The 22,105-nt window shown below is 49.1% G+C and carries 18 protein-coding genes; 11 read left to right on the plus strand and 7 right to left on the minus strand.

Annotation, left to right across the window (positions count from 1 at the left end):
• A partial coding sequence (locus ACN4EK_RS10820) for a bifunctional 4-hydroxy-2-oxoglutarate aldolase/2-dehydro-3-deoxy-phosphogluconate aldolase (protein ID WP_431657873.1) occupies positions 1-682 on the minus strand: 682 nt, incomplete at its 3' end.
• A 247-nt stretch (positions 683-929) separates the two neighbouring features.
• On the opposite strand from ACN4EK_RS10820, the gene ACN4EK_RS10825 reads away from it, so the two are divergent.
• The 4 genes from ACN4EK_RS10825 to ACN4EK_RS10840 all read left to right on the plus strand — a co-directional run bounded on the left by ACN4EK_RS10825 (position 930) and on the right by ACN4EK_RS10840 (position 8,398).
• Positions 930-1,181: a DUF2382 domain-containing protein gene (locus tag ACN4EK_RS10825; protein WP_431657874.1), complete on the plus strand. Its 252-nt coding sequence runs from the start codon at positions 930-932 to the stop codon at positions 1,179-1,181.
• Between the two features lie 163 nt (positions 1,182-1,344).
• Complete coding sequence (locus ACN4EK_RS10830; RefSeq protein WP_431657875.1) at positions 1,345-4,833, plus strand: YsnF/AvaK domain-containing protein; 3,489 nt, start codon at positions 1,345-1,347, stop codon at positions 4,831-4,833.
• A gap of 672 nt (positions 4,834-5,505) precedes the next feature.
• Entirely contained in the window at positions 5,506-6,780 is a 1,275-nt protein-coding gene (locus tag ACN4EK_RS10835; RefSeq protein ID WP_431657876.1) for an RpoD/SigA family RNA polymerase sigma factor, read from the plus strand.
• 79 nt (positions 6,781-6,859) lie between these two features.
• Positions 6,860-8,398 (plus strand): glycoside hydrolase family 10 protein, encoded by a 1,539-nt coding sequence (locus tag ACN4EK_RS10840; RefSeq protein ID WP_431657877.1) that lies wholly within the window; start codon positions 6,860-6,862, stop codon positions 8,396-8,398.
• Between the two features lie 15 nt (positions 8,399-8,413).
• On the opposite strand, the gene radC is transcribed toward ACN4EK_RS10840, so the two are convergent.
• Positions 8,414-9,145, minus strand: a complete 732-nt coding sequence (radC, locus tag ACN4EK_RS10845; protein WP_431657878.1) for a RadC family protein — start codon at positions 9,143-9,145, stop codon at positions 8,414-8,416.
• Between the two features lie 220 nt (positions 9,146-9,365).
• Here radC and ACN4EK_RS10850 point away from each other — a divergent pair, with 220 nt between their 5' ends.
• Entirely contained in the window at positions 9,366-9,563 is a 198-nt protein-coding gene (locus ACN4EK_RS10850; protein WP_431657879.1) for a hypothetical protein, read from the plus strand.
• On the opposite strand, the gene ACN4EK_RS10855 is transcribed toward ACN4EK_RS10850, so the two are convergent.
• Positions 9,560-10,951 (minus strand): malic enzyme-like NAD(P)-binding protein, encoded by a 1,392-nt coding sequence (locus ACN4EK_RS10855; protein WP_431657880.1) that lies wholly within the window; start codon positions 10,949-10,951, stop codon positions 9,560-9,562. The two genes, ACN4EK_RS10850 and ACN4EK_RS10855, sit on opposite strands and share 4 nt — an antisense overlap.
• A gap of 272 nt (positions 10,952-11,223) precedes the next feature.
• Here ACN4EK_RS10855 and ACN4EK_RS10860 point away from each other — a divergent pair, with 272 nt between their 5' ends.
• The gene (locus tag ACN4EK_RS10860; protein WP_431657881.1) at positions 11,224-11,658 is read left to right on the plus strand and encodes an SRPBCC domain-containing protein; all 435 of its coding nucleotides are present in this window, start codon (positions 11,224-11,226) and stop codon (positions 11,656-11,658) included.
• 59 nt (positions 11,659-11,717) lie between these two features.
• Here the strand turns inward: ACN4EK_RS10860 and bchB are convergent, their stop codons facing one another.
• Both bchB and ACN4EK_RS10870 read right to left on the minus strand, forming a co-directional pair.
• Positions 11,718-13,244 (minus strand): ferredoxin:protochlorophyllide reductase (ATP-dependent) subunit B, encoded by a 1,527-nt coding sequence (gene bchB, locus ACN4EK_RS10865; protein WP_431657882.1) that lies wholly within the window; start codon positions 13,242-13,244, stop codon positions 11,718-11,720.
• Between the two features lie 718 nt (positions 13,245-13,962).
• Positions 13,963-14,946: an alpha-ketoacid dehydrogenase subunit beta gene (locus ACN4EK_RS10870; protein ID WP_431657883.1), complete on the minus strand. Its 984-nt coding sequence runs from the start codon at positions 14,944-14,946 to the stop codon at positions 13,963-13,965.
• Between the two features lie 123 nt (positions 14,947-15,069).
• On the opposite strand from ACN4EK_RS10870, the gene ACN4EK_RS10875 reads away from it, so the two are divergent.
• From ACN4EK_RS10875 to ACN4EK_RS10885, 3 genes are all read left to right on the plus strand, one after another.
• Positions 15,070-15,957, plus strand: coding sequence for a PhzF family phenazine biosynthesis protein (locus ACN4EK_RS10875; RefSeq protein WP_431657884.1), 888 nt, complete (start codon positions 15,070-15,072; stop codon positions 15,955-15,957).
• A 554-nt stretch (positions 15,958-16,511) separates the two neighbouring features.
• Positions 16,512-19,487, plus strand: coding sequence for a beta-phosphoglucomutase (pgmB, locus tag ACN4EK_RS10880; protein WP_431657885.1), 2,976 nt, complete (start codon positions 16,512-16,514; stop codon positions 19,485-19,487).
• A gap of 132 nt (positions 19,488-19,619) precedes the next feature.
• Complete coding sequence (locus ACN4EK_RS10885) at positions 19,620-20,150, plus strand: ankyrin repeat domain-containing protein (protein ID WP_431657886.1); 531 nt, start codon at positions 19,620-19,622, stop codon at positions 20,148-20,150.
• A gap of 37 nt (positions 20,151-20,187) precedes the next feature.
• Here the strand turns inward: ACN4EK_RS10885 and ACN4EK_RS10890 are convergent, their stop codons facing one another.
• Both ACN4EK_RS10890 and ACN4EK_RS10895 read right to left on the minus strand, forming a co-directional pair.
• Positions 20,188-20,394 carry a DUF6887 family protein gene (locus ACN4EK_RS10890; protein WP_431657887.1) on the minus strand — a complete coding sequence of 69 codons (207 nt, stop codon included), beginning with the start codon at positions 20,392-20,394 and terminating at the stop codon, positions 20,188-20,190.
• On the minus strand, positions 20,391-20,564 hold the full coding sequence (locus ACN4EK_RS10895; protein ID WP_431657888.1) for a DUF6888 family protein: 174 nt from the start codon (positions 20,562-20,564) through the stop codon (positions 20,391-20,393). Before ACN4EK_RS10895 ends, ACN4EK_RS10890 begins: the two co-directional genes overlap by 4 nt.
• 268 nt (positions 20,565-20,832) lie before the next feature.
• Between ACN4EK_RS10895 and ACN4EK_RS10900 the strand changes: the two genes are divergently transcribed.
• Together ACN4EK_RS10900 and ACN4EK_RS10905 are read left to right on the plus strand one after the other, a co-directional pair.
• Positions 20,833-21,078 carry a hypothetical protein gene (locus tag ACN4EK_RS10900; RefSeq protein ID WP_431657889.1) on the plus strand — a complete coding sequence of 82 codons (246 nt, stop codon included), beginning with the start codon at positions 20,833-20,835 and terminating at the stop codon, positions 21,076-21,078.
• A gap of 108 nt (positions 21,079-21,186) precedes the next feature.
• Positions 21,187-21,696: a hypothetical protein gene (locus ACN4EK_RS10905; RefSeq protein WP_431657890.1), complete on the plus strand. Its 510-nt coding sequence runs from the start codon at positions 21,187-21,189 to the stop codon at positions 21,694-21,696.
• Positions 21,697-22,105: the final 409 nt, after the last annotated feature.

Raw genomic sequence — 22,105 nt, forward strand, 5'->3', positions numbered from 1 at the left:
AGATGTGTATAAGAGACAGCCTCCCCCTCTCCCCCTCTCCTACTTCCCATTTCTCCACCAAACTGACTAACCGACCAGCCTGCTCCGCGATCGTCTGCCACTCACCTTGCTGCACGAGTGCTTTAGGAAACAGACAGCCGGATAGACCCACCCCAACCGCCCCAGCTTGTAAAAAGGCGGTGGCATTGGCTAATGTGACTCCGCCCGTAGGAATCAGGGGAATTTGACCTAATGGTCCTTGCAGGCTGTGGATGTACTCTACGCCGCCCAGGGCATGAACTGGAAAGACTTTGACACTACTACAACCTGCCTGCCAGGCTTGAATTATCTCAGTGGGAGAAAGAGCACCAGCCATCATGGGTATATTGTGTTCAACGGCTGCCTGAATCATGCCGACATCTACATGGGGACTAAACAAAAACTGGGCACCAGCCGCGATCGCTGTTTTCAGGTGATGCGTGGTGAGCAATGTACCCGTCCCGATCGCACAGTCGGGCAAGGTGTCTCGCAGATGGGCAATCAATTCAGGGGCGCGATCGCTGTTCCAGGTGATTTCAATCAAGCGCATGCCACCCTGGGCGACGGCGGTTGCCATCTGGCAGCCTAATTCAAAGGTAGGAGCACGAATGACTGCGATCGCCCGTAATTGGCAAATGACCGTCATCCAAGACTTAATTTCCATGCTCAGGTTCAATCAAATCAATCCAGGTTTTCGGAAAATGAATTTCCGGTTAATCAACAGTTATTTTTTCGGGTTGTGGGGGATTGCTAGTATTAGCCATCGGTTGGCTCTGAATAAGCCAGTAAAGGTCAAAAGTAACAAAACTTAATCAGTTAGCCAAAGCCAGTGGGGGAGCGGTGGAAAAAACCCGTTCCATTCGGAGATTTTTAATATCATGGTATCAACTTAGGTCATGAGGAACAGGGACGTGTCTCTTAACGAAGTTAACAGTGATGAATTGGGCGATCGAAATTCCTTAGCCTGCTCTGAGGGCGGATTGACTTTGACGAAAGATTCAAATTCGGAAAGCATCCGTGGAATAACTGATTTACAGGAAGGCGAAGTGATTCGGGTGGCAATTTATGAGGAAGTTCCCGAAATTCGGCGGGAAACATTCGTGCGGGAAAAAGTTCAGATTAAAAAAGTTCTGGTGCAAGAGAATGCTACTTCCCAGCCTTAAATTGGGCTGGGTGATGATGACGTTCTAGTGAAAAAACAACACACCTGCAAACCTCGCCCTTCTCCCTCGATTTATCAACGAAGCCAGTTGATGAATCCTGTCTGCACCTCTAGACACGTTCAAGTCCGAATTGTAGTTTCGTAGCTTAATTTAAGGCAGGAACATGAGTCATCAACCATCTGTAATGCCATCTGGACCGACGGAACCGGATGCCGATCGCCTCAGAATACTACTCGATAACTTGAATAACCTGAGAAGCAGACTCAAGAGTTTTGCGGTGATTGATAAACAGGGACAAGCGATCGGGCAAGTTCAAGATCTGATCCTGGATGCGGCACATCAATTAAATTTAGTGATTGCTCAACCTGATGCCCCTGATAATGGACATAGTTTTCTGTTAGACGGTAGACAAATTCAGAAAGTTAGCGTCCAGGCTCAATCCGTGTTTGTGGATATTGCCCAGGCGGAAGTTAGTAGCTTGCCGATCTATCAAACCAATCAGGCTCCAGAAGAGACGAGTCCAACCGCCTCCGAAATTGAAGATTTGTTTGCCGATACGCCCGAACAGCCAGAGTTAACGATCGCAGAACCGGCTGATAGCCGTTCGCTCACCGACCTGGATAATCTGGGTGATCTACCGGAACCCGAATCTCCGGCGATCGATGCCTTTGGGGATGCCGATCTGAATGGACTGGAGCTAGAAACAGCATCATCCGCGATCGATGAAGATCTGTCGTTTGTCGAGTTAACGGCTGAACCCTCCTCAAATGATGCTCTAGAGGAAGAATTCTCGTTCTCCAGTTTGGTTGCCGATCCAGCGTCCGAAGATCTATCGAATCTGGATCTGGGTAGTCTGGACGTGGCTGAACAGTTGACTGAAGCCGATTTTGGCAATGATTTGGAGCTAACGGAGCTATCGCTGACGGAGGATGTCCTGATCGCAACCCCAGAATCCCCTGAAACGAGTGCCTTTTCCGAGAGTTTGGAGAATTTAGATTTACCACTGAATGATTTAGAGTTATCGTCCGAGTCGGCTACGGCAGATGCCCTGATCACGGATGACCTGGTAGGGTTGGAGGATATAGACCTGCCGGTGACTGAGCCACTGCAAGATGCAGATACTGGGTTCTCAGAATTGCTGAGTCCGAATGAACCCCCCGAAACGGCATTTGATCTGGATCTATCGGAATTAAATGGCTCGGCTGATTTTGGCACCGCGATCGCAGATTCGGTCACAGAATCGTCACTGGGAGATGACTTCGGTTTGGGTGAATCCCTTAGCCCAGAGACGACAATGGATAGTGTTCTGGAGTTCAACCTGGACGATTCGCAGCCATCATTGGAATTGGCATCGTCAGCTATAGAGCCTTCAGAAACTGACCTGAATCTGGATTTTGATCAAGATCATGAGTTCGACCTGAACTTGGAGGACACGGGTGGTCTGGCAGATTTGGAACTTGCCACTACTGAAGCGATGGATGCAGGGTTTGGTCTGGATGAATCCTTGCTGTCAGAACCGACTTCTGAGCCCGCGATCGATTTGGATTTGTTGAGTGAGTCAGAACCATTGGGCTTGGGCTTGGAAGAATCTATTCCTGATGCTGCCTTGGATCTAGATCTGGAAGCTCCGGCAACAGAATCAGAATTCGATTTGGGGCTAGAAGCATCAACGGATGCCCTTGATTTCGGCCTGGAGACATCTGCCCCCGACCTGAATTTGGATTTAGAGGCTCCAGCCGCAGAACCAGGATTTGATCTGGGACTGGAAGCATCAACGGATGCCCTCGATTTCGGCTTTGAGGAGTCCACCCCTGATCTGAATTTGGATTTGGAAGCCTCCCCCCCTGAACCCGCCTTTGATTTAGGACTGGAAGCATCAACGGATGCCCTCGATTTTGGCTTTGAGGAGTCCACCCCTGATCTGAATTTGGATTTAGAGGCTCCAGCCGCAGAACCCGCCTTTGATTTAGGACTGGAAGCATCAACGGATGCCCTCGATTTTGGCTTTGAGGAGTCCATCCCTGATCTGAATTTGGATTTGGAAGCTTCTGCCCCTGAACCCGCCTTGGATCTAGGACTGGAAGCATCAACGGATGCCCTCGATTTCGGCTTAGAGTCTGCTGCACCGGATGATCTGAATTTAGATTTAGAGACATCTACTCCCGAGCCGAGCTTCGATTTGGGAGTAGAAGCATCAACGGATGCTTTAGATTTCGGCTTAGAAGATTCTGCCCCTGAAGATCTGAATTTGGATCTGGAAGCTCCAGCCGCAGAGCCAGGATTCGATTTAGGGCTAGAAGAGGACTCAACGGATGCTCTAGGCTTTGGCTTGGAGGATTCTGTACCGGATCTGAACTTGGATTTAGAGACCTCTACTCCTGAACCAGAGCTTGATTTGGGACTGGAAGCATCAACGGATGCCCTCGATTTTGGCTTGGCGGAGTCTGCCCCCGACCTGGATTTGGATTTGGAGGCTTCAGTCGCAGAGTCAGAATTCGATTTGGAACTAGGGGAAGCAACCGATGCCCTCGATTTCAGCTTAGAGGGGCCTGCGGCTGAAACTGAAACTGGGTTTGATTTAGGGCTAGAGCCTGCTGAACCAGACGTGAATTTGGCTCTGGAACCTCCGACTCTAGAACCAGAATTTGATTTGGGGTTAGCCGCCGCCAGTCCAGATCTAGAGTTAGATCTAGAGTCTCCTGTGACCGAAGCCGGGTTTGATTTAGGGCTAGAGTCTTCGGCACCTGACCTGGGGCTGGATTTAGAGTCGTCTGGGTCTGAATCAGAATTTGATTTAGCAGCCTCCCCGATGCCTGAACTGAATTTGGATCTAGAGTCACCTGTGCCTCCTGATGATCTGGATAGTTCATGGGAGCAGGACTCTACTGCCCCGATCGGCTTGAGAGTTGATCAAACTACCAACTTGACGAGCTTTGAACCAGAACTGGCTGGCGAAATGTCCATAGTAGATAATCTCAGTGCCCTGGATATGGCATTTAGTCAGGCTTCCGGCACCTTATCTACAGAGGATTTAGGTGATGTTGCGGCTGGGACAGCCATTGCGGGATTAGGCATTGCGGTGACGGAAGCAATGCCCTCTGGATATGACACGCCTAGCGATCGCGTCTGGACAGAAGCGGATCTATCCCCAATATCGGTTGACGAAAGTGCCTCATTAGTGGCAACTTTACCGGCGGAAGTGCTGATCTCACCCGATACCATCATTCCACCCGACAGCGTAGATGAAGCGATCGAGTTGCTGGAAGAACGTCTCAGGGTAGATTACAAACGGCGCAAGTTAGGGGATGTGATTATCCGCAAACAAATTGAAACACGGATGATCCAGGTGCCGGTACGTTACGAAAAACTCGTGATTGAGCAGGTTAGCCCCGAACAAAAACCGTTAGCCGAGGTTGACTTAACGGAAGGACAGCCGATTAATGTGGAATTGCCCGATATTATGGGGCAACCAACCATTAGTGGAGAGTTTGAGTCTCCCAAAGCGGCTAATTATGTCCTGAGTGCGATTACCAAAACGCTGAATCATCGCTGCAAAAAAGTGAGGGTGGAAATTGAACTGGAGGATGGTAAATTGCAGCAGAGTTATCAGGAATGGCTCGATCGTTGCATTGATATTCTCAAAGACAGTTAATTCCAGAGGGTAGGGCAGTTGCGATCGTGGGATCAATCTGCCTAACAAAATCTGTGACAAGGGAGGAGATCACACGATTTTCTCCCTTTTTTCATGGATTAGGCGATTGATGCGTAGTCGTAACGAGTTTAACTTGTGAATGCGCTACAATAAGAGCTACTCCTATCCAATCCCTTAACCCTACAGTCAAATTCTTATTCGAGGAGTGTCGTTTGTAGTCTAGTGAACAACGGATTCACCTACTTCAAGTAGCTTAACAGTAGACCTGGATGAGCCATTTGTCCGACTGTTTTTGTTCCTTGTTTCCCGCTTCCCTGCAACTTTCAGCCTGTTGTCTCTTGTGATTTAAGACTCGGTTTCGTGAGCAAACGTTGTCAGCTTTCTTAGTTGATGACTCCTCCTATTGGTTCCTGAAAACTCTGAATTTCTGCCATTTGACGCAAATCTTTGGTTATGCCGTAGGTTTGACGACAGCCTCAAACTGACCCGTTAATATTGGCAGATACCAGACTCTCGGGGCTTGGGATAATATTTGGGGTTTGCTGTTGGGGTTCGCTAATCTTCTGTTAAACGCTATAGCTTCAATTAGTCAGTAGCTCCAATCCAGCGATTCTATGCATCCTGAACAGCCCTCAGAATCCTTGGTTAATTGTGTGTTGAACACGGAATTCTGTGATCAAGCTCCTTTTCACCCCGTTATTAAATATGTCTCAAGAGAACAATCGTTCTGGAATCCTCAATCCGACGCTGAATCCAACTCAGGCAGAGCCAGGAGTTTTACATGATGCAAATAGACATGCTTTTGACCTAATGGCTTCTCTGGAACGGTTGGCAGAAGGCAACCTGACAGATGATGTCACCCTTGAGTTGGATGAGGTAGATGCAGAGCACATCCTGATTGAAGAGGCAGATGTTTCATCCCCCGATGATGGAACATTGACGGATGTCGCGTCTGACGAAATTGCCTCGGCTCGACCGTCTGGTTACAACAAAACGGTGTCCGATGATGCGGTGGGTGCTTTCTTTAAGGAGATGGCGCGTTACCCGTTATTAAAGCCAGAAGAGGAAATGGAACTGGCACAGCGGATTCGCTATTTAGTAGAAATTGAAGAACTGCAAATTGATCTCAAGCAGAGGTTGGGACGATTTCCTTCCAGAAGCGAATTGGCGACGGCAGTTGGGTTGTCGGAACGGCAGTTGGAGAGCCGGTTACACCGGAGTCGAGTTGCAAAGCGCACGATGATTCGATCGAATTTGCGACTTGTGGTGTCGATCGCCAAGCGGTATCTCAATCGGGGTGTTCCCTTTCTAGATCTGATTCAAGAAGGAGCCTTGGGGCTGAATCGCGCCACTGAAAAGTTTGATCCTGGTAAAGGCTATAAGTTCTCGACCTATGCCTATTGGTGGATTCGTCAGGGGATTACCCGCACGATCGCCAATGATTCCCGCACGATTCGGCTACCGATTCACATTGTTGAGAAGCTGAACAAACTCAAGCGAGCCCAACGGGAACTGAAACGGGAACTGCATCGTAATCCTACAGAGATCGAATTAGCCGATGCCCTGGAAGTGCCCCCGGAACAACTGCGGGAGCTACAACAACTCCATCGCCGATCGCTGTCCCTGAATCATCGGGTGGGTAAGGATGAGGATACGGAGTTGATGGATCTGTTGGAAGATGGGGAAACGCGATCGCCAGAAGCCCAAATGAGTGAATCGATGCTGCGGCAAGAGATTTGGGATGTTTTGGGTGATGTGTTAACCCAACGGGAAAAAGACATTATCTCCCTGCGGTATGGGTTGAGTTCTAACAAACCCTGCACCTTAGAAGAGGTGGGTGGCTTGTTTAATCTCTCCCGAGAACGAGTCCGCCAGATTCAAAGTAAAGCCATGCGGAAACTGCGGCGACCTCAGGTTGCTGCTCGGTTAAAAGGCTGGTTAGGGTAAGGAAGTGATTCATTTACAGCAATAGAGTTGATAATCACATAGATCCGCTCTATTGATCTGTGAACGGAGTAACTTGCTTATGACATGGGTTCAACCACAGATAGCCTGTCGGCATTTAGGCGGGCAATCCTGGAGTGTGCGAGTTGCCACTCTGCTAATGGGGTTACTAGCCTCAGGCTGGGTTTCTTCAACCGCAGCGCAAGCGCAGGGCACTCCCTACTGCCAACAACTGACCCAGGCGATTGCCCAAAAAGAGACATTACGGAAATCCGCCGTTCAAGGCAATAAGGATGCCCAGGCAAAATATAAGGCGCTCCTGACTAAACATGCGGAGGCGCTCCGGCAGTGTCGGAGTCGTAATTGGCCACAAAATCAAGCAATTTGGATCCGGTTGTATCCCTGTGACGCTCGACCTGGTGCCCTAGAAGCGGTACTCGATAAGATTGTCAATCGGGGCTATAACCAGGTTTATGTAGAAGTGTTCTATAACGGTATGGTGCTGTTGCCAGCCAATCGCAATCCCACCCCCTGGCCGACTGTTTTGCAAGGATCAGGATGGGACAATGTGGATCTGTTGGAGCAGGTCATCCGTCAAGGGCGGGAGCGGGGGCTAAAGGTGCATACCTGGTTATTTAGTATGAACTTTGGTGCCAATTATGTCCGCCGGATCGATCGCCAAGCAACGCTGTCTCGCAATGGTTTAGGGCAAACCAGTTTAACAGCGAACACGATCGCGGGGCTGAGTGTCGATTTCGGGGCATTTAATCCCTATGAAGCGTTTATTGATCCCTACAGTGCCCAGGCAAGAACTGATTACACCGGGTTAGTCAGAGCCTTTGCCCAATATCGACCGGATGGCATGTTATTTGACTATATTCGTTACCCGCGTGGTTCGGGGGCGGCTTCCGTTGCCAGCAAGGTGCAGGATTTATGGGTGTATGGGGAATCCTCCCAACGATCGTTGCTACAACGAGCCATGAATTATCGCGGCATGGAACTGATTCAACGGTTTCTAAACAAAGGTTTTCTGTCCGCCGATGATCTAAAAGCCAGCGGTATGCTCTACCCAGGCGATCCAGAACCGTTGTGGCAAGGACTGAATCCGGGGCAGATTCCCGCTAATCTACCAGTGAAGCAACGCCTAGTTGCATTGAATGCAGCACTATGGCAATTGGCGGTTGCCCATGCGTCTCAGGGCGTAGTGGATTTTCTCGTCACCGCGATTCGATCGGTCGAACAGCAAGGTATTTCAACCGGAGCCGTATTTTTCCCGGATGGCAATATCACCGTGGGGCAGAGTGGGTTTGACTCCCGCCTTCAGTTTTGGGAGCGGTTTCCCCAGAATGCCGATTGGCATCCGATGGCATACGGAACCTGTGGGAATACGACTTGCATCATGCAACAGATTCAACGGGTCTTACAACGGGCACCCAGTGGAGTGCAGGTGAAACCTGTGTTAGCGGGAATCTGGCAACGATCGGCGGGCAACCGTCCCCCTTTAGAACATCAGATGCAAGCCCTCTATAAAATTGCGCCCTCTCTCACCTCGGTCAGTCACTTTGCCTATTCCTGGCAGGAACCGGGATCTGATCACGATCGCAAATATTGTAAGAAGTGATCCTCGATCGGTGCTCTAATCTCCCTGGGGGCATTCATTCCACAGAGTTGTCACCTGCCGCAGGCTCAAATGGTTGCCATTCCCCAAAATCAAGTGATCCAGGAGGGGAATGCCGAGGAATTGCGCTCCCGTTAGAAGCTGACGGGTCAAGTTAATGTCCTCGGGGCTAGGCTCAACATTGCCGGACGGGTGATTATGGGCAACGATCGCTCGGGTGGCTCCCTGCCGTAACACTTCCCGAAAAATCTCGCGGGGATGTGCCAGGGTTTCGGTGGCGGTGCCAATACTAATCACGCGGGTTCCCAGCAGTCGATGTTTCACATCCAGCAGCACGATCGCGAATCGTTCTTGAGCTTGCCACATCAAGTCATGACTCAAGGCAGCAGCGGCAACGGCGGGATCATCGACTACTGTATTTTCCGGCGGTCGGGCTTGAAAGACCCGTTTGCCTAACTCGATCGCCGCCAGGATCGTGGTGGCCTTTGCCTCACCAATTCCGGGAATTTGGGTTAATTCGGCTACCGTCACCTCACGCAGTACGGCAAGGGGATCACGCTGATGTTTGCCTAATTCTTGCAACACATACTGACCTAACCCAACCGCCGAGAGTTTTCCTGCCCCCTGCCCAGTGCCTAACAGAATCGCAATCAGTTCGGCAGTCGCGAGGCTCCGAGCGCCTTGAAGCATCAAGCGTTCGCGGGGACGTTCGTTACTGGGTAGGTCAGCCACTCTGAGGCAGTAGGTCATAAATGCACCGGAAAGTTGTGAGGGGAGCAGGTGAGCAACCTTAGTTATTCCCATCTGCTGGTAGCAAATCACACCCGTAGAGAAAAATGCCTGGGCATAGTGGCGATCGAGGTTGATGGCTAGGTGGTGAAATTTGACGGCTCGTTAATCAAGGCGCTGATTTAGGCACTCTAAAGACATGCTTGAGTTGAATCCCGCCTAGCCCCTTGGAGCCGTGATCATGACTGTCACTGTTTGGATGCCTGTTGTATTAGAGGACTTAGTTGAACAGATTCTCCTCTCCCGCCGCATTACCTTAAGCCATCGTCGCCGCTTGCAGTCGGTTCTCTTAGCCGAACCGTTATCCCCGGCTGATCTCGTATTGCTCGATCGGCTGTTATACGGAGTTCGCCGGGGCATTTTGCAAGTAGTGGATTAGTTGCCAGCGACACCATCCTGTCGGGCGGCTCGTTGGACTGCGGCGGAGACGACGGTAGCTACTCGCTCATCGAATACGGAGGGAATGATGTAGTCCGGAGTCAGATCGGAGGGTTTAATTAAGCCGGCGATCGCTTCGGCGGCTCCCAGGTACATGCTGGTAGTAAAGGTGGCGGCGCGGCAGTCTAAAGCCCCTCGGAACATGCCCGGAAATGCCAGAACGTTGTTAATTTGGTTGGGATAGTCACTGCGTCCGGTTGCCATCACAGCCACATCATTAGTCACCAATTCCGGTTGAATTTCGGGAATCGGATTTGCCATTGCCATGACAATGCGATCGGGTGCCATCGTCCGAACCATTGCTGGCGTTAAGACCCCGGGCCCACTCACGCCCAGAAAGACATCACTATCCACCAGAGCGTCTGCCAGGGAGCCACACAGTTCCACCGCAAGTTCCCGTTTTTGCGTAGTCAAATCAGTCCGACTATGGGACAGGATGCCTTTGGAGTCACACAGTGTAATGTGATTGGCTCCAGCTTTGGTCAGTAGCCGAGCGATCGCAACTCCCGCCGCACCAGCCCCATTAATTACAACTCGCACCTCTGCCATCGATTTATGCACGACCTTCAGGGCATTGATCAGGGCGGCAAGGGTAACGATCGCCGTACCATGCTGATCATCGTGGAAGACCGGAATATTTAATTCGCGTTGTAAGCGGGCTTCAATCTCAAAACAGCGAGGAGCCGAAATATCTTCCAGGTTAACCCCACCAAAGACAGGGGCAATCCGCTTCACCGTTTCGACAATTTCATCGGTGTCTTGGGTAGCTAGACAGATCGGGAAGGCATCTAACTGCCCGAATTCCTTAAACAGCATGGCTTTCCCTTCCATGACGGGTAGGGCAGCTTCAGGCCCCAAATTTCCTAAGCCCAATACAGCGCTGCCATCGGTGACGATCGCCACGGTATTTTGCTTAATTGTCAGACTGTAAACCTGCTCTGGATCTTCGGCGATCGCCGCACAAATGCGTCCGACTCCCGGTGTATAGGCCATCGCCAGATCTGCCTGCCCTTTTAACGGAATCCGGCTTTCGACGCTAATCTTGCCGCCCCGATGCAGATTAAAGGTGCGATCGTAGACATTAATCACTTTAATTTCGGGTAAGGCTTTGACGGCCATGACGATCGCTTCAGCATGTTCAGTGCTGGCAGCATCTACATTAATTTCCCGCAGGGAGACTTGCCGTGTTTGTTCAATCAAATCAATTTGTCCAATACTGCCGCCCAAGGTGGAAATTGCCTGGGTGACGCTGGCTAACATGCCCGGTCGATTGGGGTTTTGGAAGCGAATGGTGAGGCTAAAGCTGGAGTTTGGTGTTAGGTCTGTCATGGCGGGTGGCTATGGATGTGCAGGTTTGGGTGTGAGTAGGGAGCGATCGCGAACTCATGCAGCGATCGTGTCCTGCTTCTAGTAATCCCCAGAAGGTTCCTAGCTTAAAAGAATATTGACCTCACAGTTGTGACCAGTCACACCAACAAAACGGCATGATAGAGATAGGGAGATGGCAGCGAAGTAAGGAACGATCGCGAGGATAGGGACGTTGAGTGAGATCACACGACCTCCCTGTTTATGGATCAATGTTTACTGCTCATTGATGGAATATGCCGAGTTTATATACAGAAATTGACATCTATGCTTCCCGGCGTAAAGTCTGGAGAGCCTTATTTCATAAAGAGAAGTGGGCATATTGGAACACATTTTTATATGATTGCGATCCTAACCGTCCCTTTGTGGAAGGAGAGGAAATTTGGTTATCGCTGCAACGAGTTCCCGGTGAGGAGCAAACCGAATTTCAACCCAAAGTGACGCTCATTCAACCGGGAATTTGTTTGAAATGGGTCGCGACAATTCCTGGCTTTATCAGCGAGCATGTGTTTGAGTTGCAAGAGATTGGGCGCGATCGCACAAAATATATTCACCAGGAGAACTTTTCTGGGGTGTTAACCCGCGTCTTTTTGCCATTTATCCGACAGGATGAACAGCAGGGCATTCGCCGCATGGCTCGGGAACTCAAACAATATACCGAACGGTATTAATGAATAAAAAAAGGGATCGCTGAGATCCCCTTAAATAATTGAGTTAATGGGTAAATTGACTAAGCACCGACGGCTTCCTTCGCGGCATAGAGGACTTCAGCGGTGATGGTTTCGATGCCACGATCGCGGGCAAATTTTTCGGTATTGCGCTTGACTTTACCGCGCACAAATCCCGGAATTTTGTTCAATTCTGCCAGACCATCTTTACTCCAACCCAGATCAGAATCGGCAGAGACTCCTTTGGTAATCGATTCTTTGGTATCGTGACCGCCGAAGATTTCCAGCAGGTGATCTTCCATTCCTAAGGTAAAGGAGTTGTAGACCAGATCGGTAATTTGGTTGGTGCCTTCGTAGCCGAGGAACGGTTTGTAGCCGATCGGGAAGTTTTGAATATGAATCGGTGAGGCAATCACCCCACAGGGAATATCCAACCGTTTGCCGACATGGCGTTCCATTTGCGTCCCGAAGATAGCAGAGGGTTCCAGCCGAGCGATCGCGTTGGCAATTTCGGCATTATCCTCACTGATCAGGATTTCATCACAGTATTCGCTGACCTGCTCTCTGAACCAATCGGCATCATACTTACAATAGGTGCCTGCCATCACCACATGGATGCCCATTTCCCGAGCCAGAATTTTGGTCATCGCTGCCGCGTGGGTATTGTCCCCAAAGACAACGGCTTTCTTGCCTGTGAGGTTCTGGCAGTCGATCGATCGTGAGAACCAGGCAGCTTGGGAAACATGCAGAGTTTGGTTGTCGATATAGGATTCGTAATCAACAGTGGCTCCCTGTTCGTTCAACACCTGTTGAATCTTCCGCAGACAACGAGCCGTTTCGACCACTCCCATCGGCGTGATGTCCACGTAAGGGGTGCCAAACTCTTGTTGTAGATATTGGGCGGTCATCAGCCCCAATTCCCGGTAGGGCAAGAGGTTGAACCAGGCTTTGGGTAAATTTTTCAGGTTATGAACCGATGCCCCTTCGGGGATGACTTCGTTGACCGTAATGCCCAGATCTGCCATCAATCGCTTGAGTTCGGTGCAGTCGTGCTGGTTGTGGAAACCCAGGGTGGACATGCCGATGATGTTGACGGAGGGCTGCTCAGTTTTCGCGGTCGCTAAGTCATCTTTGCGCCGAGCTTTTTCAATGTAGAACTGCACGACTTGCTGTAGGGTGCGATCGGCGGCTTGCAGTTCATTGACGCGATAGTGGTTGACATCCGCCAGCATCACATCGCCTTTCGCTTCTAGTTGCGCCCGTTCCACAAAGTTTTGCAAATCTTCTTGCAGAATGCTGGAGGTGCAGGTGGGAGTCAAAACAATCAGGTCAGGGCGTTCTTCCTGATCCTTGCGGGTAATGTTATCCACCACTTTTTCCTGGGAACCCCGCGCCAACACATGGCGATCGACGATACTGGCGGTTACTGGGGTAAAGTCACGTTCCCGCTCGAGCATGGAGCGCATGACATTAAAGTAGTCGTCACCCAGAGGGGCGTGCATGATGGCGTGAACGTTCTTAAAAGAACTGGCAATGCGGAGAGTGCCAATGTGGGCGGGTCCAGCATACATCCAGTAAGCCAATTTCATAGAGTGCCTCGCTTCATGATCGGGAAGTCAGCGTCAGGGGCTAGGAGTTGGGAACGCGGAATCAGAGTCGAATCGGGGTAGTTGAGGAAGACAAAAGCTAACGTGTGCGTGTTAAAAGGCAACAATTTGACACTTCAGAGGATGCTTCAAAGGGATCAATGCTGTTCACTTGCCCCCTAAATCCCCCTTTCTACGATGCCGTCAGGCTATATTCTGGGGGACTTTGAATCTGGTTCCCCCCAGAATTGGGGGGCTAGGGGGGCAGCTTAGCTAATTAGTTTCACTGTTCAAACAACCTCTCAAAATCACCTTGTTAAGAGTTGAGTTCCAAATTCCTAGCGGGGCTGAACGGTTAACGCTTATAGATTGTCTCAAACAGTGCAGCATCTTGAGTCAGGAGACGATCGCAACTGGGAAAATGTTGCAATTAGCAAAAAATAGCTGGATGGTTCATTTCGTCTAGGTTATAGCTGATCGCTGCCAATAAAATTGTGGGGTAAAGTTGCAACGATTCTTAATGCTTAACTAGAGTTTTAACTGGATTTTTGTAAAGTTTTTTCTAGAAGCTAAAGGTTAAGAAATCGGGATCAAACAATTTAAGTGAGCAATTATTCCTAATTCACAGGAGCAGACGATCGGCATAAACCAATGAGGGCGAACAACCGTTCGCCCCTACAGTGGCTAAAATCTATGACCCTAACTAAAAACGCCTGAACGATTAGAACTTGTTATCGACCAGTTTTTTCACCGCTTCGATAATTTGAGGAGGCTGAACGATCGTCAGACTTTCCAAGGTGCCGTTATAGGGAGTCGGAATGTCCTGGGACGACAATCGGATCATGGGCGCATCCAGTTCATCGAAGTAGCGATCGTTGATCGAGGCGATCAATTCCGCCGCAATGCCACCTGTCCGCATACATTCTTCCACAATCAAAACTTTGTGGGTTTTGCGAATCGAGGCTCCGATCGTCTCAAAATCGAAGGGCTTCAGCGAAATGAGATCGATCACTTCGGGGTCGTAACCTTCTTTCTCCAGCGTTTCGACGGCTCTCAGGACGTGATAACGCATCCGGGAGTAGGTCAGGATAGTGACATCTTTCCCTTTCCGCACGACTTCCGCTTTATCTAATGGCAGATAATATTCTCCGTCGGGCAAATTTTCCTTCAGGTTATAGAGCAAGACATGCTCGAAGAACAGGACGGGATTCTCATCGCGGATGGCGGACTTCAGCAGACCTTTGGCGTTGTAGGCCGTAGAGCAGGCAACAATCTTCAGTCCAGGGACGGCATGGAAATACGCTTCCAGGCGTTGCGAGTGTTCCGCCCCAAGCTGGCGACCGACTCCCCCCGGACCGCGAATCACGATCGGGATCTTGAAGTTGCCGCCGGAAGTATAGCGCAACATCCCGGCATTATTGGCAATTTGGTTAAATGCCAGCAGCAAAAAGCCCATGTTCATCCCTTCGATGATCGGGCGTAATCCAGTCATGGCGGCTCCAATTGCCATCCCTGTAAAGCTGTTTTCGGCGATCGGGGTATCCAGTAGCCGCAGATCACCGTATTTCTGATACAGATCTTTGGTGACTTTATAGGAACCGCCATAATGCCCCACATCTTCACCCATCACTAACACGGTGGGGTCTTTCGCCATTTCTTCATCGATCGCCTCACGCAGGGCGTTAAACATCAGCGTTTCTGCCATCGGGTTCCTCTTGTCGATCTAAGCCGTCCTCCATTGTATCAAGGAGGCGATATCAGAAGGAACGGCAATGCCTCTAGCCAGGTGGCAGCTATACTGGCAACGCCTGAATCATGCCAAACGACGATGAATAATTTGCCTTTCTGGATTGTAGATGTCTTTGCCGAGATGAAATACGCGGGCAATCAGTTAGCCGTCTTTACCGATGCTGGCGATCTATCGACTGCTGAAATGCAACAAATTGCGAAGGAAATTAACTTTTCAGAAACCACGTTTATCCTCTCGCCAAAGTTGGAAAATGGGGGCTACGATGTGCGAATTTTTACTCCGGCTACGGAGCTACCTTTTGCCGGACATCCAACCTTGGGGACGGCATTTGTTTTGCAACAAACTGTGATTCAGCAGCCGGTTGATCAGGTGATTCTGAACTTACAAGTGGGGCAGATTCCCGTAACGCTGAATTATCGCGATCGAGTGCCGAATATGTTAAGAATGCGACAGAATTCTCCCGGATTTGGCGAAAATTTAGCGGCTGAACAGGTGGCTCCAGTCTTAGGGTTACCGGTAGACGCGATTGATCCCCGCTTTCCGATTCAGGAAGTCTCTACGGGGGTGCCATTTGTAATTGTGCCATTGAAAACATTGGCGGATTTACAGCAAATTAAGGTGGATATCGATCGCCTGTTGGCATTGGTCGAACCGCTGCAAGCCAAAATGGTATTTGTGTTCTGTCCAGAAACCCGTAATCCGGCGAATCACTTTAGTGCCAGGATGTTCGCCTATGCTGTAGGTATACCAGAAGATCCAGCAACGGGGAGTGCGAATGGGTGTTTTGCCGGATATCTAGTACAGCATCGTTACCTGGGAACGGCGGCGATCGATGTGCGGGTAGAACAGGGGTATGAAATTGGTAGACCATCGCTATTGTTCCTTCAAGCTCAACCAGTGAATGATGCGATCGAAGTATTTGTAGGAGGGCAGGTGGTGAAAATTGCGGAAGGAGTATTCGTTTAATTCGTTAAAGAAAGATTTTCGGAAATTAACTTTTCCAAAAAATACGACCTTTTCTTCCGAAACAGGTGCATTCGTCATGTAAGAAACTACTAGTAGCTGATAGCCGAGCAGAGGCAGCGTTTCATTCATTTGAACCAGTTGGATCTGAGGTCAGCTACCAGTTGGGTCTCCCCAATTTGTCAAGTTGCTTTTTTATTGTTTTCAAAACAATACGATCGTGGTTCAAAGACGCGATCGAGCGGTTCAATAATGGGAACTCTAACTTTGTAGGAGAACTCTAGTCTGATCGAACGCAAGTTTCCTGAAAGATTCCTCTTTTGGAGGAAAAATAAAGGAATCAGCACTGGAAACCCTCTACGCACCATGCCAACTTACTTGCGGCGATTCAGGTTTTTCTACTGAGTTCAGTCTTAGAGATCCTGCTTATCAACTTTAGAAAGAAATTCTCGACTACGCATCGACCGCTGCGCTACCCAGTGCTGTTTGCCCAAACAGTGCTGAAGAGTGTTATGCCCTAGCCCACCCCTAGACTCACGCGACAGGTAAATTTCAGAATGCATTACGCTGATTGGATTGTTATCGAAACTACGGAAGGCGAATTTAGCCCGACCCAACTGCACCACAAAGAAACCGTTTTCACCTTAGGAAATGGTTATCTGGGAACCCGAGGCAGTTTTGAAGAAAGTTATCCCGGTGATTGCCCTGCCACCCTGATTAATGGGGTCTATGATGATGTGGCGATCGCCAAAACGGAATTAGTCAACGTGCCCAACTGGTTGCCATTACTGATTAGTGTGGCTGGGGAACGCTTCCGTCTCGATCAAGGAACTGTGCTGGCTTACCGACGTTACCTGGATTTGTACCACGGGATTTTGCATCGGGTGGTGCGGTGGCGCAGTCCGGCAGGACATACGTTAGAGTTTCACTTCGAGCGGTTTGCTAGTCTTGCCGATCAGCATGTGCTGGGAGTACGTTGTCAGGTGACTTCGGTAGACTTTACAGGCGCGATCGAAGTTCATGCCAGTCTGAATGGTTATAGCGATACACAAGGCCTACTGCACTGGAATCCTTTGGATCAGGGCAATACCGACCAATCAGTGTGGCTGCATGTCCAGAGTCGCCACTCCAGAATTGATCTGGCGATGGCAATGCGGCTGGCGATTTCCGGTGTAGAGTCCGCAGTCACTTTACCGATGGGAGTTCCAGGCTATCCCACGCTGGTGGCTCACTTCCAGGTGCAAGCTGGGCAATCCGTGAATCTGGAGAAAACGGTGACTGTCTTTACCTCCCGCGATGTCTCTCATCCGGCTCAGGCAGTTCGGGAAAAGCTGTTGAGTTTGCCGGATTACAGTACGCTGCGATCGAATCACGAAGCGGTCTGGGAAGCGGTTTGGCAGACGAATGATATCGTGATTGAAGGCGATTCTACGGCGCAGTTGGCGGTACGCTACAACCTGTTCCAACTGCTGATTGCCGCTCCCCGTCATGATACTAAAGTCAGCATTCCGGCTAAAACCCTCTCCGGCTTTGCCTATCGCGGGCATGTATTCTGGGACACCGAGATCTTCATTCTGCCCTGTCTGACCTACACGCAACCGGAATTAGCCCGCAACCTCTTGACCTACCGCTACCACATGTTGCCCGGTGCCCACCGCAAAGCCAAAGCCGCTGGCTATGAAGGGGCGATGTATGTCTGGGAAAGTGCCGATACCGGCGATGAAGTCACCCCGAAATGGGTGCCGCACATGAGTGGCGAAGGCTTAGTGCGGATCTGGTGTGGTGATATTGAACTGCACATTACCGCCGATGTTGCCTACGCGGTGTGGCAATACTGGCAAGCCACGGGCGATCGCGACTGGATGCAAGCCTATGGTGCGGAAATCATTCTGGATACGGCGGTGTTCTGGGGTAGTCGGGCGGAATGGAATGCAGCCGCCGATCGCTATGAAATTAATGATGTGATTGGGCCCGATGAGTACCATGAGCGGATTAATAACAACATCTTCACCAATGCGATGGTGAAATGGCATCTGGAAACCGCGTTACAGGTGGTGGATTGGATGTGTCAGGCATGTCCCGATCGCATCCATGAACTGAAAGACAAGTTAGATCTGAGTTCTGCCCGACTTGACCACTGGCGCGATATCATTGCCAAAATCTGGATTGCCCAAGATCCGGAGACAGGTTTATTTGAGCAATTCGATGGTTTCTTTGATCTGACCGATATCAATCTGCAAGACTACGAGCCCCGGACGCGATCGATGCAAGCGATTTTGGGGATTGAAGGCGGCAATGAACGGCAAGTGTTGAAGCAACCCGATGCCTTAATGCTGTTGTATCTGTTGCGTCAAGAGAACTTTGGTCATGGCAAGCTCGATCGTCGTCAGGTGCTACAAGCCAACTGGGATTACTACGTGCCGCGCACCGACCACACTTACGGATCATCCTTGGGGCCGGCGGTTCATGCCATTCTCGCCTGTGAATTGGAGCAACCAGCCGCCGCTTACGAACACTTCACGCGATCGGCGTTAGTCGATCTGGCAGATGTGCGGGGGAATGCAGCGGAAGGCATCCATGCCGCTTCGACAGGAGGCGTTTGGCAAGCGGTGGTGTTTGGCTTTGCTGGCATTCGCTTTACTGCCAATGGTCCTGTTGCTAGTCCTAAACTGCCAGCCAACTGGACTCGCCTCAAATTTAACCTGACTTGGCAGGGACAGACCTATGAGTTTGACCTGCGATCGACCGAAGCGCGTCAACCTAAATTCCCGCACGAAATGGCTACTCTTTCTCCCACGGCAATTTCCTTGCCTCACTGTCCGGTCTTCCGAGGCGTAATCTTTGATCTGGATGGTGTGTTAACCGATACTTCCGAGTTCCACTATCAAGGTTGGAAGCGGTTGGCAGACGAAGAAGGCATCCCCTTCGATCGCACGACCAATGAAGCCTTACGCGGAATTTCTCGCCGCGATTCTCTGTTGTATTTGTTGAACGGGCGATCGGTATCCGAAGAACAGCTTCAGGAAATGATGACCCGCAAAAACGGTTATTACCTGGAATTGATTCGCACGATTACTCCCGATCATCTCCTTCCCGGTGTGCTTCCTTTGTTGAAGGAACTACGAGCGGCAGACATTAGAATTGCCCTCGGTTCCGCCAGCAAAAATGCGCGGGAAGTCATCGATCGCCTGGGGATTGCGGAGTACATGGATGCGATCGCGGATGGGTTAAGTGTGCAACACTCCAAACCTGCCCCGGATGTCTTCCTTCACGCGGCTCATGTGTTGGAGTTACCCCCCGAAACCTGCATCATTGTTGAAGATGCCGCTGCCGGAATTGAAGCCGGTCTGCGGGCTGGTATGTGGACAGTGGGATTAGGCGATCCCGATCGAGTGAACACAGCGCATTTGGTGTTACCCAATCTTGATGGCGTACATTGGGAAACCTTACGCGATCGTCTGGTCAGCCTGATTAGTCCCCGCTCTTCAGACTTAACCCTACAAGCCCTGATGCTGCAACAAGCCCATCGTTAGTCGGCAATTAACTTTCAGCAACTAGTAGAACGGTGAATGGTAGCAGGACGAGTTTCCGCGATCGTTCACCGTTTTTAGTGAGATGAAATCCAATAATGGAACTGTTTTTATCAGTAGAATGGAGGTCTTTAAGTGACTCAGAGCTATCTAGAGCGGCTGTTAGATGCTATTGATAATGATGATGAATTATTAGTTAAGAATATATTAGGAAGCAATCATATTAAAATTATTGAATTCTTAATGAATTTTGGTTATTCACCTCTTGAACATGCTCTTGAAATTGGCAGTTTAAACGCTGCCAGAACTCTAATTGAGCTAAAAATTGGTCTGGATTTATGCGTAGCACGACACCCGCTAGAAGTTGCGATTTCATCTAATCAGATTGAGATGATTAAACTACTTCTAATAGCGGGAGTAGATGTTAACCGGAATTTAGGGGAAGGTTGGAGTTTTTTAATGACAGCGTCTGTCTGTGGCAACTTAGAAGTCGCAAAATTATTAGTTGATGCAGGGGCTGATGCTAGTAGGATAACCCAAGAGGGGTGGACTGCTCATTCAATTGCATTAAGGGCAGGTTTCTTCGCGCTGTCTCGTTACTTAGATTCTTTAGTTGTGGAGCAGACTGTAACAGGAGTACAGGAGGAATGGGAGAAATTGCCATAGTTACAGTGGCACAACCCATTGAAGTAAGTTAGATATATTAAGCCTTCTGCTGCCTCTTACTCTCCAAATACTCTGTGATCGCTTCACTTACATTATCTTCAGCTTTATAAACCCGTGAGTTTGGATTTTCAGAATGTCGTCTATCAAGATAGGCATGTAGGGCTTCTTCATTATCTCGATGCTCTAAGACATAGGCTCGGAGTTCTTGAGTTGTCATTACAGTGAAATCTGGTTTCACGCTCATACGAACCTCCAATCTCCATTCGGGTCAATCTCAATGTTAATTTCTTCTTTCGACAAGATAATCACATACCCTGTGCGTTTATCCAGAGCCACCAAATCAATCGAGCAATATTTGCTGGTTAAATCACAGCAAAGCTGAAAACACCTCAATGCTTGCGCTGTAGTATACATTCTACCCTCATAACCAATGTATGAATAGATACCGCCCACAGCATACTCGATCAAGGCAACATCAATGAGTCTCGCGATATGGCAATCATAGATAACATTTTAGTGAGATGAAATCCAGTGACGCAATGGCATGAAGAAGAAGTTTACCTTGAAGCTGACTAAAGAGGGTCTAGCTGTAAACTTCAAATGTGGTTAAACGTGAGTAGTTTTGAATGGAATTTGAATGGAACCCGGACTTGAAAAGCCACCCGTCAGGAACGGAGATTTTATGAAGAAGGACGCTGATAACGAGATGGACGACGAATTACGACCTGAGTATGATTTTTCTCAGTTAGTCGGAGGTGTCAGAGGAAAATATGTGGAGCGTTATCGAGCAGGAACTAATCTTGTGCTTCTAGATCCTGATGTAGCACAAGCATTTCCAACTGAAGATGCTGTTAACGAGGCATTGCGCCTATTGATGCAGATTGCCCAGCGCCAGCCAGCTAATAACCCAGTTGGAGCAGACGAGTAAAGTTTTTGTGCTTCGTTTCAGGAGGGATCGCCTTGGTTCTACACCAAAAAGACATCTAAATCCTTTCAATGATGGTTTCTTTATTCTCCAAAAGTGAAAGTTGAATTTATGGATTTATCTAAATTGAGATGGATTAAAAATGTCAAGCACAAAGGTGATGATAAACTTTGGGCTTATGACAAACTTAGCGAAATGCCTATTCCAGAAGCTAAGATATTTCGACTAGCTTGGCGTGATTCTAGTAATAAAGGTAACGCTAAGAAACCTAAGAAAGGAGATTTAATGCTTTTACTTCAAAAAGCAAAAGTTACTCACTTGGTTGAATTTCTAGATGATGAATTGTATAAGAGTGATTCTGATGAGTGGTGTATCTACAGAGTTGTGAAAGCCTTATGGATGCCACCTGAAGATTTTGATTGGGATAAGTTACGACATCAGCGAGACTTTTTTGGCTCTGATTATATTGTAGGGGATGGTGCTGCCCATGATTTAGCTGCTGAAAATCAGATGCTGCAATTTCACCAATATTGGGATGTAAGGGGTGGACTGGTAGCATTCCAGAATCATGTCGGCAATCTAATTCATGAAATGTCTTCGACAACTGAAGCAGAAGGTTAAGGTTCTTAAGTTGAAACAAGGCAGCTTGTGTATCAGCTAGGAGCAGTTTAGTTAAGGAATTAGTGTAAGAGGGGAAACGTACATAGTCGATACTGATGTCATGATCGACGTTCAGCAGAGTTATGAACTGTCACTAGTGTCGATCGCGGCATTTGTATTCATGACGATGTAGAAGCCTTTGAGCAAGATGTTCAGCACCTGCGCAATCGCGGTGATGGATTCCCAATTAACTGAAATTAGTTGGTCAATGCCCCGTTTGTTTGCGGAAAATACTGAAATGAATAAGCAAACTCCAGTTTGAGAAAGCAAATGGCTAATTTGCTTGCGGAACACACCAAAATGAGACAGTCGATCGCCTGTTTACTTACTTAAAACCTTGAAATGAGTTAGCAAATGGGCAAAATGAGTT

Origin of the sequence: Pantanalinema rosaneae CENA516 (assembly GCF_050753385.1) — a bacterium.
Lineage (GTDB): Bacteria > Cyanobacteriota > Cyanobacteriia > Leptolyngbyales > Leptolyngbyaceae > Pantanalinema > Pantanalinema rosaneae.

Coding starts and splice junctions, on each gene's coding strand:
- ACN4EK_RS10830 (WP_431657875.1), top strand. CDS start 1,345: ATGAGTCATCAACCATCTGTAATGCCATCTGGACCGACGGAACCGGAT.
- ACN4EK_RS10840 (WP_431657877.1), top strand. CDS start 6,860: ATGACATGGGTTCAACCACAGATAGCCTGTCGGCATTTAGGCGGGCAA.
- radC (WP_431657878.1), bottom strand. CDS start 9,145: ATGACCTACTGCCTCAGAGTGGCTGACCTACCCAGTAACGAACGTCCC.
- ACN4EK_RS10850 (WP_431657879.1), top strand. CDS start 9,366: ATGACTGTCACTGTTTGGATGCCTGTTGTATTAGAGGACTTAGTTGAA.
- ACN4EK_RS10855 (WP_431657880.1), bottom strand. CDS start 10,951: ATGACAGACCTAACACCAAACTCCAGCTTTAGCCTCACCATTCGCTTC.
- ACN4EK_RS10860 (WP_431657881.1), top strand. CDS start 11,224: ATGCCGAGTTTATATACAGAAATTGACATCTATGCTTCCCGGCGTAAA.
- bchB (WP_431657882.1), bottom strand. CDS start 13,244: ATGAAATTGGCTTACTGGATGTATGCTGGACCCGCCCACATTGGCACT.
- ACN4EK_RS10870 (WP_431657883.1), bottom strand. CDS start 14,946: ATGGCAGAAACGCTGATGTTTAACGCCCTGCGTGAGGCGATCGATGAA.
- ACN4EK_RS10875 (WP_431657884.1), top strand. CDS start 15,070: ATGAATAATTTGCCTTTCTGGATTGTAGATGTCTTTGCCGAGATGAAA.
- pgmB (WP_431657885.1), top strand. CDS start 16,512: ATGCATTACGCTGATTGGATTGTTATCGAAACTACGGAAGGCGAATTT.
- ACN4EK_RS10890 (WP_431657887.1), bottom strand. CDS start 20,394: ATGAGCGTGAAACCAGATTTCACTGTAATGACAACTCAAGAACTCCGA.
- ACN4EK_RS10895 (WP_431657888.1), bottom strand. CDS start 20,564: ATGTATACTACAGCGCAAGCATTGAGGTGTTTTCAGCTTTGCTGTGAT.
- ACN4EK_RS10900 (WP_431657889.1), top strand. CDS start 20,833: ATGAAGAAGGACGCTGATAACGAGATGGACGACGAATTACGACCTGAG.
- ACN4EK_RS10905 (WP_431657890.1), top strand. CDS start 21,187: ATGGATTTATCTAAATTGAGATGGATTAAAAATGTCAAGCACAAAGGT.